The sequence below is a fragment of the Promicromonospora sp. NPDC060271 genome (assembly GCF_042726755.1).
Classification (GTDB): Bacteria; Actinomycetota; Actinomycetes; order Actinomycetales; family Cellulomonadaceae; genus Promicromonospora.
Genome location: NZ_JBHXBG010000100.1, coordinates 1 through 20944 on the forward strand (window position 1 = coordinate 1; position 20944 = coordinate 20944).

General features: G+C 71.1%; 14 protein-coding genes. 9 read left to right on the top strand and 5 right to left on the bottom strand.

Translation table 11 applies throughout. The annotated features are described in order from the left end of the window. Both ACFWE2_RS16045 and ACFWE2_RS16050 read left to right on the top strand, forming a co-directional pair. Positions 1-3677 (top strand): RHS repeat-associated core domain-containing protein (locus ACFWE2_RS16045; protein ID WP_377225213.1); only part of this gene is annotated, 3677 nt, incomplete at its 5' end. Between the two features lies 1 nt (position 3678). Beyond that, entirely contained in the window at positions 3679-4029 is a 351-nt protein-coding gene (locus tag ACFWE2_RS16050; protein WP_377225214.1) for a hypothetical protein, read from the top strand. A 443-nt stretch (positions 4030-4472) separates the two neighbouring features. Here the strand turns inward: ACFWE2_RS16050 and ACFWE2_RS16055 are convergent, their stop codons facing one another. Beyond that, complete coding sequence (locus tag ACFWE2_RS16055) at positions 4473-5105, bottom strand: hypothetical protein (RefSeq protein WP_377225215.1); 633 nt, start codon at positions 5103-5105, stop codon at positions 4473-4475. 864 nt (positions 5106-5969) lie between these two features. Between ACFWE2_RS16055 and ACFWE2_RS16060 the strand changes: the two genes are divergently transcribed. The 5 genes from ACFWE2_RS16060 (at position 5970) to ACFWE2_RS16080 (ending at position 14083) form a co-directional block, all read left to right on the top strand. Continuing rightward, entirely contained in the window at positions 5970-6293 is a 324-nt protein-coding gene (locus ACFWE2_RS16060; RefSeq protein ID WP_377225216.1) for a hypothetical protein, read from the top strand. Between the two features lie 417 nt (positions 6294-6710). Continuing rightward, positions 6711-9239, top strand: coding sequence for a malto-oligosyltrehalose synthase (gene treY / locus ACFWE2_RS16065; RefSeq protein WP_377225217.1), 2529 nt, complete (start codon positions 6711-6713; stop codon positions 9237-9239). Beyond that, on the top strand, positions 9236-11089 hold the full coding sequence (gene treZ, locus ACFWE2_RS16070; RefSeq protein ID WP_377225218.1) for a malto-oligosyltrehalose trehalohydrolase: 1854 nt from the start codon (positions 9236-9238) through the stop codon (positions 11087-11089). Before treY ends, treZ begins: the two co-directional genes overlap by 4 nt. A 90-nt stretch (positions 11090-11179) precedes the next feature. Beyond that, positions 11180-12130, top strand: a complete 951-nt coding sequence (locus ACFWE2_RS16075; RefSeq protein ID WP_377225219.1) for a phosphotransferase family protein — start codon at positions 11180-11182, stop codon at positions 12128-12130. A 183-nt stretch (positions 12131-12313) separates the two neighbouring features. Next, complete coding sequence (locus tag ACFWE2_RS16080; protein ID WP_377225220.1) at positions 12314-14083, top strand: thiamine pyrophosphate-requiring protein; 1770 nt, start codon at positions 12314-12316, stop codon at positions 14081-14083. A gap of 56 nt (positions 14084-14139) precedes the next feature. On the opposite strand, the gene ACFWE2_RS16085 is transcribed toward ACFWE2_RS16080, so the two are convergent. After that, positions 14140-15585 carry a dihydrolipoyl dehydrogenase family protein gene (locus tag ACFWE2_RS16085; RefSeq protein ID WP_377225221.1) on the bottom strand — a complete coding sequence of 482 codons (1446 nt, stop codon included), beginning with the start codon at positions 15583-15585 and terminating at the stop codon, positions 14140-14142. 2 nt (positions 15586-15587) lie between these two features. After that, positions 15588-16145 (bottom strand): hypothetical protein, encoded by a 558-nt coding sequence (locus ACFWE2_RS16090; protein WP_377225222.1) that lies wholly within the window; start codon positions 16143-16145, stop codon positions 15588-15590. A 151-nt stretch (positions 16146-16296) separates the two neighbouring features. Here ACFWE2_RS16090 and ACFWE2_RS16095 point away from each other — a divergent pair, with 151 nt between their 5' ends. After that, positions 16297-16884, top strand: a complete 588-nt coding sequence (locus ACFWE2_RS16095) for a TetR/AcrR family transcriptional regulator (RefSeq protein ID WP_377225223.1) — start codon at positions 16297-16299, stop codon at positions 16882-16884. 23 nt (positions 16885-16907) lie between these two features. Here ACFWE2_RS16095 and ACFWE2_RS16100 read toward each other — a convergent pair whose 3' ends face one another. After that, the gene (locus ACFWE2_RS16100; protein ID WP_377225224.1) at positions 16908-19262 is read right to left on the bottom strand and encodes a protein kinase; all 2355 of its coding nucleotides are present in this window, start codon (positions 19260-19262) and stop codon (positions 16908-16910) included. 189 nt (positions 19263-19451) lie between these two features. Then, positions 19452-19811 carry a MerR family transcriptional regulator gene (locus ACFWE2_RS16105; protein ID WP_377225225.1) on the bottom strand — a complete coding sequence of 120 codons (360 nt, stop codon included), beginning with the start codon at positions 19809-19811 and terminating at the stop codon, positions 19452-19454. A gap of 52 nt (positions 19812-19863) precedes the next feature. Between ACFWE2_RS16105 and ACFWE2_RS16110 the strand changes: the two genes are divergently transcribed. Further along, positions 19864-20892 carry an aldo/keto reductase gene (locus ACFWE2_RS16110; RefSeq protein WP_377225226.1) on the top strand — a complete coding sequence of 343 codons (1029 nt, stop codon included), beginning with the start codon at positions 19864-19866 and terminating at the stop codon, positions 20890-20892. Positions 20893-20944: the final 52 nt, after the last annotated feature.

The window sequence follows — 20944 nt, forward strand, 5'->3', positions numbered from 1 at the left end:
TACTCGCGGCGGCCGTTTTTTTTGTTTATACGCCCCTGGCGCCTAACCGGCGGGGCGGGCCCCGGGCGGGCGCCACGGCGACCACGACGGTGACGGACGGTCGGGGACGGACCACCGCGCTGTGGGAGCACAAGAACCGGCCGACCGTGTCGTCCGACCTTGCGGACGGTCACTGGTACGAGCCGTCGACGCTGCCCGGGTTCAATCCTCGTGACCTGGATACGACCACGTACCAGGCGACGAAGTACACCTTCAACCGATTCGGGCAGCTGACGTCGATGAAGGACCCGGCGGGCAGCACCTGGACGTATGGGTACGACTTCGGTGGCCGCCAGATCCGCGCCACGGATCCGGACGCCGGAACCACGACGACCGAGTACGACGAGGTGGGGCAGGTCGAGCGGACCGTCAACGGGAACGGCAACGCAACCGGGGCGAGCGAAGCGGTCAAGAACGCCAACACGCTCGTCTACGCCTACGACAACCTCGGACGTCCGACCCGGGTCGCGGACGGCGCGGGTACGGTGCGCTCGTCGTGGACCTACGACGTCACCCCGGGTCCGGGTGGGGCAGAAGCCAAGGCACTCGGTCTGCCGTCGAGCTCTACCCGGATTCAGGACGGCAAGTCCTACACGACGAAGGTAGGGGCCTACGACGCGGCGTACCGCCCGACGTCGACCACCATGGTTCTGCCTAGCGACCTGCCCGGGCTGACGGGGCTGGCCGAACGTGAGTTCACGACCTCGTACGAGTACCGGCTCGACGGTTCGGTGCGCCAGCAGGTGCTGCCCGCCGTGACCGCGACCGATGACGACGCGACGACGCCGGATGCCTCGGTGCTGGGTGCCGAGCACGTGACCACGTTCTACGACGACGCCGGCATGCCCGTGTGGATGGGTGGCGGCTTCGGCTGGGGCACCTATGTGGCCGACTCGCAGTTCACCGCGGACGGCAAGCCGCTGGCGATGGACCTGGGCAACACCTACGGCGCTGTGGTCACGTACAACTGGGACTATGCGTCGGGCAGGCTGAAGGGGATCGGGCTGGACCGGGAGCGGTTCAACGGCCGGGACGTCGACATCACCTACGGCTACGACGACGCCGGAAACGTCCTGTCGATCAAGGACGCGCCGACGGTGGGGGATGCGGCAAACGGCGACGCGCAGGTCAACGACGACAACCAGTGCTTCGACCTGGACGGCCTCGGCCGCCTCGTGGGGGCGTGGACCGACGCCGACGGCACCTGCGCGGCGTCCGTCGGTAATGTGAAGCCCGCCGATGTCGGTACCGCTGAGTTCAGTGCGGCCCCGTACTGGCAGAAGTACACCTACGACGCGGTGGGCAACCGCACGTCGCTGACCGAGCATGTTCTGGACGGCGGCACCGATGTGGTGCGGACGAACTACCAGCACGCCGGGGGTGGGGCGGGGCCGCACCAGGTGACGGCGATGACCCAGCAGACCGGGCCCGCGGCGTCGATCGGTGATGCCCCGGCGAGGACCGTCGCGTCGTTCTCCTACGATGCCGCGGGCAACCAGACGGCGCGGAACTTCTCCGAGCCGGTCGACGCGTCGGACCCGGCCCAGGTCGAGGACGACCTCGACGGTGACGGGGCGGTGGAGACCACGCAGCTGCTGGGCTGGGACGGCGAGGGCGAGCTGGCCACCGTCGCCACCAGCGGCGAAGGTACCGAGGGGGAGAACACCACCGAGGCTGGTGAGGCGTCGTACGTCTACTCCGCCGAGGGTGAGCGGATCACGCGTACCGATGTCTCGGGTACGACGGTGTACCTGCCCGGTGGACAGGAGGTGCATGTCGATCCCGCTGGTGCTGTGGGAGTGGTTCGGTACTACAGCTTCGCGGGGCAGACCGTCGCCGTGCGTAACGGACGAGGCCTTGGCGGGGTGACCTCGCTGGTCTGTGATCAGCAGGGCACGCCGGTGGCGTCGGTGCCGAACACTGTCTGGACCGCTGACTCTGTCACGCGGTTGTACACCGACCCGTTCGGTGGTGATCGCACGCCCACCACCACTGACCCCGACTCCGGAGAGGTGCTGACCGGCGCGGACCGACTGCCGGGTGATCGGCGGTTCCTGGGTGCTGCGGGTGGTGTCGAGGACGCAGGGACCGGGCTGGTGCTGTTGGGTGCCCGGTACTACGACCCTGTCATCGGGCGCTTCCTGAGTGTTGATCCGCAGCTGGACGCTGGTACGCCGGCGCAGTTCAACGCGTATGTGTACTCGGGGAACAACCCGGTGACGTACTCCGACCCGTCGGGTCTGTCCTGGTTCTCGAAGGCTGCCTCGGCTGTCGGTGGCTTCGTCAAGAAGCACCAGGCCGCGATCATCGGTGGCGTTGCCGGGGCCGTCGTCGGTATCGGATGTGGTGTGGCGATCGGATGGACCGGGGTCGGGGCGGTCGCTTGTGGTGTGCTGGGCGGGGCAGTCGCAGGGGCGGTGTCAAACCTGTGGCGCACGAAGGTGCAGAAGACGGAGCCTTTCAGCTGGAAGAGCTTCCTGGGGGAGACGGCGCTGGGCGCGGCCTCGGGTCTGATCGGTGGTGGTGCCTTGGGCTGGGCTGCGCGTCGTTTCGCGCCTACCGCTACCGCCGCGGCCTCGAACGCGATCAGGGGGGTGGCCTCGGCGGCTGCTCAGCGAGCGTCGAACATTGCTGCCGCGACGGCAGCGCGAGTCAAGCAGTCCCAGGCTGCTGCTGCAGCAAAGGCAACTGCGCAGCGCATCTCGAGTGCTGTGTCGAACATGAAGCAGCGCCTCACCGGGTCCGGTTGTTCGTTCGCCGGGTCCACGGGAGTCTTGATGGCGGACGGCACCGTCAAGGCGATCGACCAGATCAAGCCGGGCGACGAGGTGCTGGCGACCGACCCGGAGACGGGCAAGAAGGTAGCCAAGCGCGTCGAGGCGACTCATGGGCACGACGACGTGGTGCTCACCCTGGTGCTGACCACGTCGACGGGTCAGCGGCGGGAGATCCGGACGACGGAGGATCACCCGTTCTGGTCGCAGACGGAGCAGGAGTTCCAGCGTGCCGACGAGCTCCACCCGGGCGAACTCGTGCTGACCGCAGAGGGTGGCACGATGGAGGTCCACGCTGTTCTGACCGAGGAGGTGACGTTCGAGCCAGCCTGGAACTTGACGGTCCAGGGTCTGCACACGTACTCCGTGATCGCGGCCGGAGTTGACGGAGGGGCCCGAGTCACTCGAGGGCCGCCCATGATGGACCGGGCAGACGCGATACTTGTCCATAACTGCCCTACCGCTCCCGGACAACCCGGGGTTGCCGCAAATACCGTTTCGGCGAGTGAGATTCGCTTTAGCCAGCGAACTGTGGGCGACGGGGTGCACGAGATCGAGGAGAGCATGCGTGCAAACGGGTGGGCTGGCGATGCGATCGACGTCGTGCGGATGGAAGATGGTGGCCTCACCTCGGTGGATAACCGGCGTGTCCTCGCAGCGAAGCGTGCTGGGATCGATGTGCGGGCGACAATTCATCTCTTCGACGATCTGATCCCGGCAGATCAGGCTGGTCGCTTCGCGACAAAAAAGGGCGTGTTGCCGACGACATGGGGAGAAGCGATCCTGAATAGGATCGGCAACCAGGGTGCCGGGTATCGGAACGCCTGGCGCAACGGTTCACCGTGGACGGGATGGGCGGGCTGATATGGCAGAACTGCTGAGCATCGACGACTTGCCGACCGGGTTCGACTATCCGCCGGAGTTCATCCGCGTTGTCGAACTAGGAATCACCGATCTAGAGCCCTGGCTGATTCTGGAAGGCGATCAGCTCCACAGCCGGTATCAGGGCCTGCGCGGACGGTACCCGACTCGGATACTTGTGCCGTTTGCTCGTCGTATCGACAACGACGATGTCGCTTGTTGGGACCTTGGTAGGGCAGGAAGCGTTGTAGTGATCCACGACTTTGCATCTGCCGGATGGGAGCAGCAGGCCGAACTCGGTGGCTTCTATGACTGGCTTCGACAGGCAGTGGAGGACCTCATCGAGTACGAGTGATGCGGACCTGAGCCGGGTTGTGTCTCATGCTCAATGACACGAGCCGCCTCGAGGAAGGTGGGCTCGCGAGTCGTTGAGGTGTTCGCCCTTGTTCTTGCGCCACGTGAGCAGGCGGCGGGCGCGCTCCTCGTCCGGTCGACGTTCGCGGGATGGGGTCTACTGCACGGATAGGCAACACGGGTGGGTTGATCCGGGTGCCGTCGACCGATGGTGTGCTCTTCTCCGGTACTAGTTGCGACCGGCTCTGGCCTGCGGCTCGACGTACGCGACGCTAGAATCGGTGGCGATCCAGCAGGGTGTGCTTTCCATTGGGTGCTGAGGCGCGAGAGATCGGAACCCCACCCAATTGCACCTGTTGGCTGCTCCTTGGTGTTACCCGACTAGGGTCGCGTTGGTCGGCACTCCGGGCTGCTTGCGGGCCCTAGCGTCACGGAGATGTGGTGTCACGCAGCGGGGTGGGGTGCAGTGCTGAGTGCAGGCCGTTTCAGCTTCCACAGGGTTGGGGCTCCTGGCAGGAGCTCGTCGATTATCTCGGTGATCTCGAAGCCGTGCTGTCGCAAGGATTGAACTTCGTTCGGGGTGGATGCGAGGACTGAGACGGTCGCGCCGTCCAGGTCTGCTTCGGAGAGGCCGTCGCGCAGGAGGGCATCCTCGATGCCGATGTTCTGGTGGTCGGGGTGTGCTGCGAGGGTGCTGAGGAGCCAACCGGTTTCACCCTCAAGCACGGGGCGTAGCGCGGTGTGCACGGCGACGAGGTGGGGCCAGGCGTCTCCCATGCGGCGATGGAGCTTTCCGGTGACGCGAGCCAGGCGCGGGTCAATCGGGTTGTACGTTTCGTGCGCGATGATGTTTGCCCAGAGGGCCAGTCCGATGATCCGCCCGTCGTGGACCGCTACTCGGGCGGCCTGCGCGGGCGTGATCAGTCGCAGCGCTTCGCGGAAGTGGATCAGGGTGGGCAACACACGTCGCTTGGCGTCGGGCACCATGTAGACGTTGAGCGGCTCGTTGGCAAGTGCGTCAGCTACGAGGTGGGCAGCTTCCTTGCTTTGCCGCGGTCGGAAGTTGGTGATTCTCACTGTCCGGAGAGTACTGACAGGGTGGGCGGCGCCAGCGGGGTTTCATCCACCTGTAGCGATGCAGTTTTATGCAACGGGGTCATGAACGAGCGCGGGATTGGGCCTGGGGACCGACCGGTCAACCAGGCGCTGGTAGGTACAAGTGGAGGACTGCAGAGGAGGGCAACCCGTAGCCGGAGCGTCTTGGATCTCGCGGCGTTCTCTGATTGCGGGTTGCCGTGGCGGTAGGTCAGGACAACGCCACGCCGAGAGGTCAGTTGGCGGGGTTTCTGCACGGCCGCAGTGCGAGCGGCACCGCGGTGAACGTGCCTCCCGAGCCAGGCAGCCTTTGTGCGGTCCGGGCCGGGTGGCGGGGTGCTGGTCGTGGAGCGATTCCGGGCCGTCTGTGCTTGACCTGGAGGGCGCCGGCGCAACGTCCGCGGGTACGGCATCGGTATGTGAACCTGGGTGTTCGGCAGCAGGTCAGGCCGAAGACTCGGGGAAGGTCCGGCCGCAGGGCCTGCTCATGCGCTCTGCAAGGGCAGACTTCGTGACGCGGTCCGTGAAGCGTTCCCCGACGTGTGGCTCCCCGCCGCGGCTGGGCCCACGCCTGGCGGAGGAACCATCATTGCGTGAACCTGATGTAGCAGGCGCCCCTTGTCCGGGCCTGTGTGACGTTCTGCGAACTCTGTACGGGTCCATCGAGGCGCGATGGCGCGTCGGCCGGCACCTGGCACGGCTGTCGTGAGGTCCGTACTGCCCTGACGGGCTCCTCGAACGGCGGCGAAGGCCGTCGCGTCTCTCGGAGGAGGGGTGCGACGGCCTCCGTGCGTCTGTCGTCCGGACCGTCAGCGGAGGGCGATCCGTGCGGAGTCGGTCGAGCTGGTGTACGTCGTCGTGGTCCCTGCGTACCTCGCGATCCACGTACCGGAGCGCTTTGCCGTGGTCCGCATCGAGACCTTGCCCTCCGAGTTCGTCCTGACCGTTTTCACGTACTGGGCCTCTGCGGGGCCTGTCGGGTCGAAGGACAGACGGACCAGCGCGCGCGATGCCGGCTGGTACGACGCGCGGTTTGACTGGGAGACCGAGAGCTTCCGGAGACTGACCTGCACGGTGTACGCGCTGCCCTTCTTCGGTGTGCTCGTCGACAGCCTGGTGTCGAGCATCGTTATCCGGCGGACGAGGAAGGGCCGATCCAGCGGCCTGTAGCTGCTCGTGCGAGCTGGCAAATGAGTGGATGCTCGGGCCGAGCACCTTCCAGCCAGGTAACCGCTCGGTCCACCAGTCCGGGCTCATCACGGTGTTCGGGCTCAATGGCCACGCGCGCACCTGCGCGGTCATCTCGGACGGCGCCGTGATGAGGACCGTGCCCTGTCGAAGTACGGCGTAGACGCCGGGGTAGCGGGCGAGGTGCTCACCGTGTGCGACGACGCGGACTTCTCCGTCTTGCTGGCTGGTCGCGCCGAAGGTCCGCTGCCAGAACTCATCGATGCGTACTCGCGTCGTAAGGTGCACGGTGCGAGTACAGCACGTCGGAGCTCAACGGCGTTCGCCCTCAATGCGAGGCGAGTGTCAGTCTCCCCGCCTACGGTGAAGCCCGAGAGACCACCGAGCGACGGAGGCACAGTGCATTCCCATCTCCCCGGACCAGGCCGCCGCACCCCAGTCAGCACCTACCGCCTGCAGCTCGGCCCTGACCTGACGTTCGCCGAGGCCGAGAAAGCACTGCCCTACCTCGACACCCTGGGGATCACCGACCTCTACCTCTCGCCCGTCCTGCAGGCCGCGCCGGGTTCCACGCACGGGTACGACGTCGTCGACCACACCCGGATCAGCGACACGATCGGTGGCCGGGAAGGGCTCGAACGGCTCGCCGCCGCGGCGCACGCGCGCGGGATGGGCGTCGTCGTCGACGTCGTGCCGAACCACATGGCGGTGCCCACTCCCGCCTGGCACAACCGCGCCCTGTGGTCCGTGCTGAAGTACGGGCCCGAGTCCCCGTACGCGAAGTGGTTCGACATCGACCTCGCCGAGGGCGAAGGGCTGCTCATGCCCGTGCTGGGCGCGCGGATCGGGACGGTGCTCGCCGCCGACGAGCTCGTGCTCGACCACGCAGTCGTCCCGGGGGACGGGGGAGCCGACGAGGAACAGCCGGTCCTGCGCTACTTCGACCACCTGTTCCCCGTCCGGCCGGAGACGGAGCACCTGCCGCTCGCGGAACTCGTGGGCCGCCAGCACTACCGGCTCGCGTACTGGCGTGTGGCCGACGAGGAGCTCAATTACCGCCGCTTCTTCGACGTCGGCACGCTTGCGGGCATCCGAGTGGAGGACGCCGGCGTCTTCGACGCCACGCACGCGCTGCTGCTCGAGCTCTTCGATCAGGGCGTCATCGACGGTTTCCGGATCGACCATCCCGACGGCCTGGCCGATCCCCGCGGGTATCTGCGCAGGCTGAGCGAGGCGACCGGCGGCGCGTGGATAGCGGCGGAGAAGATCCTCGAGGAGGACGAGGAGCTGCCCGACGACTGGCCCGTCGCCGGCACCACCGGCTACGACACCGTCTGGCGGCTGCACGCGCTCCAGGTCGACCCGGACGGCGCCGCCCCGCTCGCCGGCCTCCTGCACGAGGTGACGGGCGAGCACACCACCCTCGACGACCTCGTCGAGGAGGCCAAACGGCAGATCGTCGAGACCTCGCTGTACGCGGAGACCCACCTCTTGACCACCATGCTCGCCGACATCTGCCGCGAGGACGTGCGGCTGCGCGACCACACCTTCCGGTCCCTCCAGGACTGCGTCACCGAGCTCATCGTCGCGTTCGGCCGGTACCGCGCCTACGTCGTGCCGGGGGAGGCGGCACCGCCCATGGCCGAGCGCGTGGTGCGCGAGGCGGCCGACGTCGCCCGGTCGCGGCTCGACCCGGACCGGCACGACACGCTGGACGTCGTCGTCGACCTGGTGCTCGGGCGAGAGGTCGGCTCCGCGGGCCGCCAGAACGAGGAGCGGCGGGCCGAGCTCGTCGTCCGGTTCCCCCAGGTGTGCGGCGCCGTCATGGCCAAGGGCGTAGAGGACACCGCGTACTACCGCTGGACGCACCTGGTGAGCCTGTGCGAGGTGGGCGGCGCACCCGACCGGTTCGGCGTCGGGCCGGACGAGCTCCACGCGCTCGCGCGGCGCACGTCCGAGTCGTGGCCCGCGACGATGACCGCGGGCTCGACGCACGACACCAAGCGCGGCGAGGACGTGCGCTCGCGCATCGGGGCGATCGCCGCCCACGCGAACGCCTGGACCGCACTCGTGCGGCGTCTGCGTGAGGCGACGGCGGACCTGCGCCCCGCCGACCTCGACGGCCGTACCGAGAACCTGCTGTGGCAGACGCTCGCGGGCACGTGGACCCCGGCTGGACCGATAGAGGCCGACCGTCTCACCGCCTACCTGGTCAAGGCAGCACGAGAGCAGAAGGCGTGGACCACCTGGACCGCACCCGACGAAGCGCGCGAGGAGGGCCTGGTGCGGTACGCGACGGATCTGCTCACCCACCCCGACGTCGTCGACGGCTTCACCGACTGGGTCGAGCGGGTGACACCGACCGTGCGCCGCTCCGTGCTCGCGACCAAGCTGCTCCAGCTCACCGTGCCCGGCGTCGCCGACGTCTACCAGGGCACCGAGATCACGGGGACCTCGCTCGTCGACCCCGACAACCGGCGTCCCGTCGACCTGGAGGCGCTCGCGGGCACGCTCTCCGCGCTCGACACGGGCCGGACGCCGTCGGACCTCGCGGAAGAGAAGCTCGCGGTGACGGCCGCCGCGCTGCGTGTCCGGCGGGCGCACCCCGACGCGTTCGTCGGGGAGGACGCCGGCTACGAGCCGCTGCCCGTGACGACGGGCCGCGCGGTGGCGTTCGCCCGGCGGGACGCTGCCGGACCCCGGGTGGCCGTGGTCGCGACACGGCTCGGCGACGCGTCCGGCCAGGCGGAGGCGACGGTCGTGCTGCCCGAACCGAACCCGGGCGAGGCGTGGCGGTCGCTGCTCACGGACTTGACCACCGACGGCGGCGCCGTGCACCTCGGCGACATCCTCGGCTCGTGGCCTGTTGCCCTGCTTGTGGCGGAGCCTGCCGGCGCGGCCGAGCGCACGGACGGAGCCACCGCATGACGCCGACCCTGCGCGTCTGGGCACCGCGCGCCTCCCGCGTCGACCTCTTCCTGCCGACGTCCGGCAGCACAGAGCCCATGACTGCCGACGACGGCGGCTGGTGGCGTATCCCGCGTCCCCTCCTGCCCGGCACCGACTACGCCTTCTCGCTCGACGGCGGCCCGCCGCGCCCCGACCCGCGCAGCCCGTGGCAGCCCTCGGGCGTGCACGGTCCGTCCCGCACGTTCGACGCCGCGGCACACGTCTGGGCCGACGAAGACTGGCCCGGCTGCGACGTGCTTGGCGCCGTCACCTACGAGCTGCACGTCGGCACGTTCACGCCCGAGGGCACGCTCGACGCCGCCGTCGGGCGCCTCGACCACCTCGTCGACCTCGGCGTCGACGTCGTCGAGCTCATGCCCGTGGCCGCGTTCGGCGGACACCACGGCTGGGGGTACGACGGCGTCGCCCTGTGGGCCGTGCACGAGCCGTACGGCGGCCCGGCCGCCCTGCAACGATTCGTGGACGCCGCCCACGCGCGCGACCTCGCCGTCTGCCTCGACGTCGTCGACAACCACCTCGGCCCGTCGGGCAACTACCTCGCCGAGTTCGGCCCCTACTTCACCGACCGGCACCAGACGCCCTGGGGCGCGGCCGTGAACCTCGACGGCGAAGGCTCCGCCGAGGTACGCGCCTTCGTCATCGAGAAGGCGTTGCGCTGGTTTCGCGACTTCCACGTCGACGCCCTGCGCCTCGACGCCGTCCACGCCCTGGTCGACGACTCGCCCCAGCACCTGCTGGCCGAGCTGTCCGACGCCGTCGCGACGCTGGCCAAGGAGATCGGGCGGCCGCTCTCGCTCGTGGCCGAGTCCGACGCCAACGACCCCCGCACCGTCACGCCCACGGGCGAGGCGTTCGAGGGTCGCTCCGGGTACGGGATGACCGCCCAGTGGGCCGACGACGTCCACCACGCCCTGCACGCCCTCATCACCGGCGAACGGCAGGGCTACTACGACGACTTCGGCGCGCCCGAGACGCTCGCCAAGGCGCTCACCGGCGCCTTCGTGCACGACGGCGGCTGGTCCACCTTCCGCGGCAAGCCCTGGGGCGCGCCGGTGCCGCCCGAGACGGACGGGCGGCGCTTCGTCGTCTGCTCCCAGAACCACGACCAGGTGGGCAACCGGGCGCTCGGCGACCGGCCCTCCCGGGTGCTGGCGCCCGGGGCGCTCGCGGTGAGCGCCGCCGTCGTGCTGCTGGGGCCCTTCACGCCGATGCTGTTCATGGGGGAGGAGTGGGGCGCGACCACGCCGTTCCAGTACTTCTCGGACCACGAGGAGCCGGAGCTTGCCGAGGCGATCTCCCGCGGGCGTGCGCGGGAGTTCGGCGGGCACGGCTGGGCCGAGCTGTACGGGGCCGACGTCGCGGTGCCCGACCCGCAGGCACGCGAGACGTTCGAGGCGTCCCGGCTCGACTGGGCGGAACCCCGCTCCGAGGTCGGACGCCGGATGCTCGACCTGTACCGGGCACTGATCCGGCTCCGGCACACCGAGCCCGCGATCGCGTCGGGAGATCGTCGGGCCACGACGGTCCGGATCGAGGACGGGGCGATCGTGCTGACGCGCGGTGCGGTCGAGAGCGGGTCTGCCGACGGCGGCGGCCGCATCGACGTTGTGCTCGCGCTGGAGGACCGGCCGGTGACGGCGGTCGTCGAGCACGACGACGAGCCGCCGTCGGTCGCGCTCGACTCCGGAGTGGCGCTCGGGACCGATCCGGCGACGGTGGAGATCCGCCCCAGCGCGACGACGGTGACGGTGCGGGGACCGGGCGTCGTCGTCCTGAGTTTCGGTGCGGAGGAACCGACCGGTCGCTGACAAGTCGTCGCGTAGCCCGCTGCGCCGGTGGAAAAGCGCGCCGGTGGAAAAGCGTTGCGTGCGCTGTCGTCCGGGTGCTGGGCTGGCACGGTGAACCACGACGAGCCTGCGGCAGTCCGGCCGTCGACCCTTGCCTGGGTGACCCGGCACCTGGAGGCCGGCGAACGGATCGTCCGGACCCGGGCGCTGCACGGCGGGATCACCGCCGAGATGCGGAAGCTGACCGTCGGCACGCGAGGCCGCGGCACCCGGGACCTCGTGCTGCGGACCTTCGTCGACACGGAGCACGCCGAGGACTGGCTGACCAGAGAGGCCTGCGCCCTGACCGCCCTCCCAGGAACCGGCGTGCCGGCTCCTGGACTGGTCGCCGTGGATCCGGCGGCCGAGCACTGCGAGTACCCGTCGCTCCTCATGACCCATCTGGATGGCCGGCCGATCCTCGACGACCACGGACTGGAGACGCGCCTCCCTCTGCTTGCCCGTCAGCTGGTGGCGATCCACGCGGTGCGCTCTGTCGAACGACCCCGGGAGTATGCGGCGCTCACGACCCCCGAGACGGTCGTGACCCCGAGGTCCGCCGACGTCGCGGTGTGGGCCGCGGCGATCGATGTGATCCGCCGGCCCGCGCCGGCCTATGAAGGGCGGTTCCTGCACCGGGACTTCCAACCCGGAAACGTGCTCTTCGACGTGTCGCCGTCGACGTCGGCGGGCGCCCGGATCACCGGGGTCGTCGACTGGGCGGGCGCCTCCTGGGGCCCGACGGACCTCGACGTGGCGCACTGCTCCACCAACCTCGCGCTGCTGCACGGTCCGGCGTGGGGCCAGCGGTTCGCCGAGGCGTACGAAGAGGCCGGCGGGCTGCTGGCCTCGACCGCGAGCGAGCGCCTGTACTGGCAGGTGCGAGACTCGCTGGCTGCCTCGGAGGAACTAGAGCTCGTGGCGCAACCGTGGCGGGCCGCAGGAAAGACCCGGCTGACGACGCGGGTCGTGGAGGAGCGGCTGGACACATACCTCACCGCGCTGATGGACGCGCTGGGCTGAGTCGACCGGCTCCCGCACCATGGTGGAGCTTTCTGCACCTGCGGTGAGCCATCCGTCGTCCTGCACACCCGCCCCTGCGAGCACAGCCCCACCCGTCCAGACTGAGACGAGGGCGCCCCCGGTGGAGCCGACGCCGGCGCCGGTGCCCACCGCCGCGAGGCGGGCGAGTACGGGGGAGAACGAATGAGCTCCACCACCGTGGCAGACGGCGTCGTCGACCGGCTGGTCGACTGGGGCGTCGAGCGAGTCTTCGGGTACGCGGGCGACGGGGTCGACCCGATCCTCGCGGCCCTGCGCAGGCAGGAGGTCCGGATCGAGCTGGTCACGGCGCGCCACGAGGAGATGGCGGCCTTCATGGCGACCGGCCACGCGAAGTACGGGGGCGGCGTCGGCGTCTGCCTCGCCACGCAGGGTCCCGGCGCGGTCCACCTGCTCAACGGGCTCTACGACGCCAAGCTGGACCGCAGGCCGGTGGTGGCGATCGTGGGGCAGGTGGTCACGAGCGCGCTCGGCTCCGGCTACCAGCAGGAGGTCGACCTGCACACCCTCTTCAAGGACGTGTGCGCGCAGTACCTCCAGGTCGTGGCGTCGCCGGAGGCGCTGCCGCATGTCCTGGACGACGCGTTCCGCACCGCCCTGGCCACATCCAGCCCCGTGTGCGTCATCGTGCCGCACGACATCCAGCAGGCCGAGGCCCCCGACGAGGACGAGCAGGGGCACGGGATAGTGCGGTCCTCGGCGGCGTACGCCCACCCCCGGAGCGTGCCCGGCGACGCCCAGCTGCGCGCCGCCGCCGACCTGCTCGGTTCGGGCGAGCGCGTCGCCGTCCTCGTCGGACAGGGTGCGGCGGGCGCCGAGCGGCAGGTGCGCGACGTCGTCGAACGCCTCGGCGCAGGCCTGACCACCTCGCTGCTCGGCAAACCGCTCCTCGACGAGTCGCTGCCCTACCACTGCGGCGTCATGGGCCACCTCGGTACCACGGCCTCGGCCGACCTCATGTCCGGGTGCGACACCCTGCTCATCGTCGGCAGCAACGACCCGTGGACGGAGTACTACCCGGCGCCGGGCCAGGCCAGGGCCGTGCAGATCGACGTGACGGCCCGCAACATCGGCACCAAGTTCCCCGTCGAGGCGGCCCTGCCCGGCGACGCCGCCGCCACGCTCGACGCGCTCCTGCCCCTGCTGCCCGAGCGGGACGGCTGGCGGAAGGACGTCGAGGGCTTCGTCGCCACCTGGCACGACGTCGCCGAGCGGCGTGTCGCCCAGCAGACCGGCCGGCTCAACCCGCAGCTCGTCCTGAGCGAGCTGTCCGCACAGCTCCCGACCGACGCCCAGGTGGCCGTGGACGTGGGCTCCGTGACCTACTGGTACGCGCGGTTCCTCAGGCTGCCGCCCGGCGTTCCCGCGCACCTGTCGAGCACGCTCGCCTCCATGGGTTCCGCCCTGCCGTACGGGATCGCGGCGAAGCTGCTCCGTCCCGACCGCCCGGTGGTGGCGCTCGCGGGGGACGGCGCGATGCAGATGAACGGCCTGTCAGAGCTCATCACGGTCGCCCACCGCTGGCACGAGTGGGCCGACCCACGGTTCGTCGTCCTCGTGCTGAACAACGGCGACCTCGCGGAGGTGAGCTGGGAGCAGCGCGAGATGGAGGGCGACCCCGGGTTCCCGACGTCGCAGACGGTGCCCGCCTTCCCGTACGCCGACTACGCAAGGCTGCTGGGGCTCGAGGGCATCCGCGTCGAGGAGCCCGGGCAGGTCCGCGAGGCCTGGACGACGGCGCTCCTGGCCGACCGGCCGGTCGTCGTCGAGGCGGTCGTCGACCGCGACACCCCGCTCCTCCCGCCGCGGCAGCCGGACGAGAAGGTCGAGCAGACCCTCGAGGCGATCGGGCACGAGCGGAACGGCGACCAGGCGGGCGACCTGCTGCGCGAGCAGCACGACGACGAGCGGTGAGACCGGGCCGCCGGCCGCTCGGCGCGGCCGGCGGCGGGGTCGGCCGCCCGCACGACCTACGCGGACCGGCCGTAGGTCTCCAGCAGCCGGAGCCAGATCTCGCTGATCGTGGGGTAGGCCGGGACGGCGTGCCACAACCGGTCGATCGGCACCTCCGCGGCGATGGCGATCGTCGCGGCGTGGAGCAGCTCGGCGACGTCGGGGCCGACGACGGTGAAGCCGACCAGCACCTTGCGGTCCTCGTCCACGACCATGCCCGCGCGACCGGTGTACCCGTCGGCGTGCAGCGAGGCGCCGGCCACGGCCCCGAGGTCGTACTCCACGGCGCGGATGCGCAGCCCGGCCGCCTCGGCGGAGGCGGCGGTGTGACCGACGGACGCGATCTCCGGGTCGGTGAACACCACCTGGGGGACGGCGAGCTCGTCGGCGGTGGCCGCGTGCCGGCCCCAGGGCGCGAGGTCCACGGGCTTGCCGCCGGCGCGCGCGACGAGGGTCTCGCCGAGCGCCCTGGCCTGGTACTTGCCCTGGTGGGTCAGCAGCACGCGATGGTTGACGTCGCCCGCGGCGTACAGCCAGCCGTCGCCGACGGGTGCGCCGTCGCTGCCGAGGACCCGCAGGGAGTCGTCCACGCGCAGCCAGTCGCCGGGGATGAGCCCCACGTGCTCCAGGCCGATGGTGGTCGTGTTCGGCGTGCGGCCCGTGGCGACCAGCACCTCGTCGGCGTCGAACGTCGTGCCGTCGAGCAGGCGGACGTGGACGGTCCCGGCCTCGTCGCGGCGGATGCTCTCGGGTTCGGTGCGCAGGTGCAGGGTCACGCCGTGCCCCTTGAGCGTCTCGGCCACCAGGTCGCTCGCGAACGGCTCCACGGAGGGCAGCAGCCCGTCGCGGGCGATCATCGTGACCTGGGCGCCGAGGGCCGCGTAGGCGGTGGCCATCTCGGCGCCCACCACGCCGCCGCCGATGATCGCCAGCCGGCCCGGGACCGCCTGGGCGGACGCGGCCTCGCGGCTGGTCCACGGCGCGGCGTCGGCCAGGCCGGGGACGTGCGGGATGCGCGCGCTGCTGCCGGTGGCGACGACCACGGCGTGCCGGGCGGTCAGGACGGTGGTGCCGCCGTCGGCGCCGGTGACCTCGACGGTACGCGGCGCGCTGATCCGGCCGACCCCGCGTACGAGCTCGATGCCCGCGCCGTCCAGCCAGGCGACCTGGCCGTCGTCGTGCCAGTGGGCGGCGAAGGCGTCGCGGCGGGCGAGCACCGCGGCGGCGTCCAGCTCTCCGGTCACGGCGGCGTTCGCGCCGGGCAGGTGGCGGACCGCGCGCAGCGCGGCGGCGTCCCGCAGCAGCGCCTTGGTGGGCATGCAGGCCCAGTAGGAGCACTCCCCGCCGACCAGCTCGCTCTCCACGATCGCCACGGTGAGGCCGCCCTTGACGGCGCCGTCGGCCACGTTCTCGCCGACCGGACCCGCGCCGATGACGACGACGTCGAAGGTGTTCTCGGTCATCGTCAGCTCTCCTTCCTGGCGACGCGGTGCAGGCGCAGCGCGGAGGCGAGGAAGAAGATGCCGCCGAGCGTCGCGTACCCGGCCAGCGAGGTCAGCATGGCGTTCGGTCCGCCGGCCATCAGGAAGAAGCCGGTGCCGGCGAACACGGAGATGCCGCCGCTGAGGATCATGGCCCACTGGCCGCCGAGCCGGTAGCGGCGCACGGCGACGACGAGCTGCACGATGCCCGCGGTGATCGCCCAGACGCCCCAGACGCGCAGGACGGCGGGGATGCCGGAGGTCACGGCGACGGCCAGCCCGATGGCGGTGAGCAGGCTCAGGGCCATGTTGAGGTACAGGCCGACGGTGGGCCGTGCGGTCTTCGAGGACCGGAAGTCGACGACGGCGGCCGCGACGTCGAACAGCGGGTAGAGCACCAGCAGGCCGATGGTGACCGGACCAAGGGTCTTGCCGACGGCGAACAGCAGCACCGCCCAGACGATGGCGAAGCCGAACCGTACGAAGTACAGGTTCCGCAGCGAGAGGGCGGTGGCAGTGGGCGATTCCGTAGCGGTTGTCATGGGGTTCCTTGTGATCGAGGCCGCGGTCCGGGAGCGGGTGCGCCCTTCCCAGCGGCGATACGTCTAGGTAGAATGACTAGTAACTCCACCTGTCTGGACAGTACACATCCATCGGCGCCGGGCGCAAGGGGAGCGAGGAGAGGAGCCACGTATGATCGCGACCGTGCAAGGGTCCATGCGAGAACGCCTGATCGAGGCGGCCAACGAGCTGTTCTACGCGCAGGGGCTGCGCGCCGTGAGCGTCGACAAGGTCATCGAGCGCGCGGGCACCACGAAGGTGACGTTCTACCGGCACTTCCAGAGCAAGGACGACCTGATCGTCGCCTACCTGGAGTCGCGCGCCGCGCTCGAGCGCGACGGCGTCGACGCGGCGATCGCCTACGGGAAAGGCGACGTGGACGTGTCGCTGGGCCTGATGGCCGACCACACCGGGGCGGCGGCGTGCAGCCCCGGCTTCCGCGGGTGCCCCTTCATCAACGCGGCCGCGGAGTACCCGGACCCGGACAGCGCCGTCCGCAAGCTGGTCGATGCGCACCGCGACTGGTGGACGAGCGCCTTCGAACGGCTCGTCGCGCCGCTCGGGCTGGCCGACCCCGCCGCGATCGCCGACGACCTGATGCTGCTGCGTGACGGCATCATGGTCGCCGGCTACCTCGGGGAGCCCACGAGGGTCGCGGCCTCGTTCCTGCGCAGCTGCCAGGCCGTGATCCGGTGCGCGCCCCGCGCGTCCGCCGGGTAGGGCGGGTCAGCGCGGGTGGTTCGTCAGGCTCCCAGGTACAGCAGGTTGGCGCTGGTCGCCCACAGCAGGGCCGAACCCGCCCCCACGAGCAGCACGGAGACCACGTAGAACCAGATCCGCATCCTGTGCCCGAGGATGCGCAGCAGGGCGGACAGGCCGAGGGCGGCGAGCGCGAACGCCGGCGCGGCCAGGAACGGGTCGCCCGCCTGCGGGTCCTGGGTGACCAGCAGGTACACGGCCACGAGGAGCAGCAGCCGCGGGACCCAGCGCAGCAGGGCGCCGAGCAGGCGCAGCGGCCACGGCCTCTTCTTGCGCGGTGGCGTGGCGACCTGAGCCGGAGGCCGCTGCTTCGTGGCCGGCTGGCTCGTCGGCTGCACCCGCTGCTGCGCACCGGGCCGGGCGCCCTGCTGCACGCCCGGGCGGACCGCCGGCTGGACGGCCGGGCGGGCCCCCGGCTGCATGCTCGGCGGACGTGTGGCGGGCTGCTGCCGGGCGGGCGGCTGCATGACGGGCATCGGGCGCGTGGCGTGCGCGACCCGCTTGACCGGCGGCTGTTTCGGGGCCGGGCCGAGATGCTTGACGGGGCTCTTGCGCGGCTCGAACGACTGCGGCGGCGCGGCCTGCTTGCGCACGACCTGGGTCGCCGCCGCCGGTGAGGGCGCCGCCGATCCGGGCAGGACGGCCGGGGGAGCCGCCCGCCTGCCTCCGGCCGGTGCCTGCTCGACCTCGCGGACCGGTTCGGGGCTGCGGAACGCGCGCCAGCCGCGGAGCGTGTCCGCGTGGCCCTCGGGCGGAGACGCGGTCCGCCAGCGCATCGCCTGCCAGATCCAGTCCTTGATCTCGGCGGGGGTGCGGCCGTCGGCGACGTGCGCGCCGATCTCCGCGACGTGGTCGGCGACGACCTGCTCCGCGGCGCCGTCGAAACCGTCCGCGTGCACCTCGGCCAGGACGCTCATCAGTGCGCGGTCGTACACGAGGGCGTGCCAGGGCTCCGTCACGCGCGAGGAGGGCGTGACGGCGTCGGGCCGGTAGCCCGGCTGGAACAGCTTGGTGTGGCCGCGTCCGGTCAGCACGTCGGTCGCCGGGAGGGCAGCCGCCTCGGCCGCCGTCACGCCGGCGCTGAGGACCTGCGAGGTGAGCATCAGCGTCGGGTCCGGCGTCGTGCTCGAGAGGCGGGCACGCACGACCGCCGCGATGTTCTCCAGCGGCGGCCGGTGGTCCGGCTGGTACCGGGTCATGGCGAGCACCAGCGACCGCACGTGCCGGTCGATGACGGGCGGCGCGGGCACGGGGTCCTCGTCGGGGACGACGCCGGCGGGCTCCTCGTCGACCAGGTCGGTCGCCACCAGGTCGCGGCCCAGGAAGTTCAGGTCCAGCGGCAGCGTGCCCGTGCTCGCGTACAGGAGCAGCAGGCCGAGGCTGTACACGTCCGACCGCGGGTGCACCCGCCGTCCGAACAGCTCCGGCGCCATGTAGGAGACGGTTCCGGCCGGCTGCGTCGACGTCGCGGCGTCGAACACCTTGGCGATGCCCAGGTCGATGAGCACCGCGCGGTCGCCGTCGACCATGATGTTCGCGGGCTTGAGGTCACGGTGCAGCGCACGCTGCTCCTGCAGCACGAGCAGCGCGTCGACGAGCTGCATCGCCAGGCCCAGCGCCTCCCGTCCGGACAGCGGGCCCTCCTCGCGCACCCGGTCCCGCAGCGTGGTGCCTGGCACGAGCTCCATCGCGAACCAGGGCTGGTCCGCGTCCAGGCCGGACTCGACGAAGCGGGGGAAGCCCCTGCCGTCCAGGCGTTCCAGGAGGTGCGCCTCCTGCGTGAAGCGCTCGCGCGCGTCGTCGTGCAGGCCGGTGAGGACCTTGAGGGCCACGTCGGAGCCGTCGTCGGCCACCGCGCGGTACACGTGCGCGAAACCGCCGTGGCCCAGGGCCTCCGCGAGCGTGAACCGGCCCATGCGTTCGCCGCTCGCGGGGATGCGGCGGACCGGGCGCACGGGGAGCGCTCCGGCGAGCGGGGCACGGACCGGTGCGAGGCCGGGTGCTGGCTCGGGTGCGAGGACCGGGACGAAGTCGGACGGCGGCGCGGGCACCGGGGGCTCGTCGGTGGCCGGAGCCGGGTCGGGCGCCGGGGCCTCGTCAGGTGCCGGGGCTTCGTCGGTTGCCGGAGCCTCGTCGAGGACCGGGTCCTGGTCGGACGGGGGAGGCGGCGGAGGCTCAGCAGCCGAGGCCTGATCGGTCGCCGGGCCCGGAACCGGCTCGGGGTCCAGGACGGAGGTTCTTGCGGCTGCGGCTGGGAGCTCAGGATCAGGCAACGGGACCGGACCGGGGCCGACGGCCGCTGGCGCGACCTCGCCGACGCCTGGCGCTGGTGACGTCATGCGGGCAACCTACCAGCGCCTACGCGCCCGTCCCAGAAAAGTCTCAGCCTGTCGCCGACGGATATTCCTGACGGCGGTGGCTCGGCGGCGGCTCGGGCGGAGAGCCGGCCAACCTTCGACCAGAGGTTGAGCCTCAACCTCTGGTTGAGGTTGAACCTTGGCCCGGCCGTCCGCGGCGCGGTCGATGGCTCACACACCCTGCTCCCGGTACCAGGCGATCTTCTCCCGCAGCCGCTCCTGCTGGCGGCGGAGCGTGTCCATCGACTCCTGCACGCGCCGGTCGTGCTCGTCGAGCAGCGCCACCCGCGCGGCAAGGGTGGTGTCGTCGAGCGACAGCTCGGCGTACCGCTTGAGGTCGGCGATCGGCATGCCGGTGTCGCGCAGGCAGTGGACGAGGTCGAGCCAGCCCAGGTCGTCGTCGGTGTAGGCGCGGTGTCCGCTCGACGTGCGCGCGATGGGACGCAGGATGCCCTCCCGTTCGTAGTACCGCAGCGTGTCGATGCTGAAGCCGGAGACCTCGGCGGCCTGCGCGGGCGAATAGGTGGTCATGTTCAGATCTTGCCCTTGACCTGGAGTGCGCTCCAGGGTTTTGGCTCGTCCCATGACCACCTCGATGACCACGTCGCAGACCACCACCAGCACGTCACCGGCCACCGAGCCCGCCGCCGCCCATGACACCCCGCCCGCCGAACGTCTCGTGCTCGGCGCCATGATGTTCGGCACGGCGGTCGACGAGGCGACGTCGTTCGCCGTCCTGGACCGGTTCGTCGAGGCCGGCGGCCGGTGGATCGACACCGCCGACTGCTACGCCTTCTGGGCGAGCGAGTCCGGCTACGGCGGGCAGAGCGAGGAGCTGCTCGGCCGCTGGTTCGCGGCGCGCCCCGGCGTCCGCGACCGCATCCTGCTCGCCACGAAGTTCGGGGCCGAGCCGCGCGACGCGGCGAACTGGCCCGCCTCCCGCACCGGACTGTCCCCGGCGGCGATCCGTGAGCAGATCACCGGCAGCCTGCGCCGCCTCGGCACCGACCACGTCGACCTCGCCTGGGGGCACATGGAGGACCGCTCGGTCCCGGTCGAGGAGACCGCCGACGCCTGCGCTGCCCTCGTGTCCGACGGCGTGACGGCCCGCATCGGCCTCTCCAACCACCCGGCGTGGCGGGTCGAGCGGGCCCGGCGGCACGCCGTCGCGCAGGGGGTCGAGCCGTTCAGCGTGCTGCAGCACGCCTACAGCTACCTCCAGCCCCGTCCGGGCACGCTCACGGGCAACCACCGGTTCGGCTGGCTGAGCGACGAGCTGGCCGACCTGGCCGCCGTCGAGGGCCTGGACGTGTGGGCCTACACGCCGCTGCTGTCCGGGGCGTACGACAACCCGGCGAAGCCGATCCCCGAGATCTTCGACCACCCGGGCAGCACGCAGCGCCTCGCGGTGCTCGACGAGGTAGCTGCAGAGGTCGGGGCGTCACGCGGTCAAGTGGTCCTCGCCTGGCTCGTGGCACGCGGCATCCGGCCGATGCTGGGCGGCAGCAAGGTGCACCAGCTCGACACGGCGGTCGAGGGCGTCGGTCTGACGCTCCCGCCCGACCTGTTGGACCGTCTGAACGGTGTGGACGTCACCCCGCCCTCCGCCTGACCGTTGAGTGCTGGGTATTTGCGCTGTCGGAACGTTCCGACAGCGCAAATAC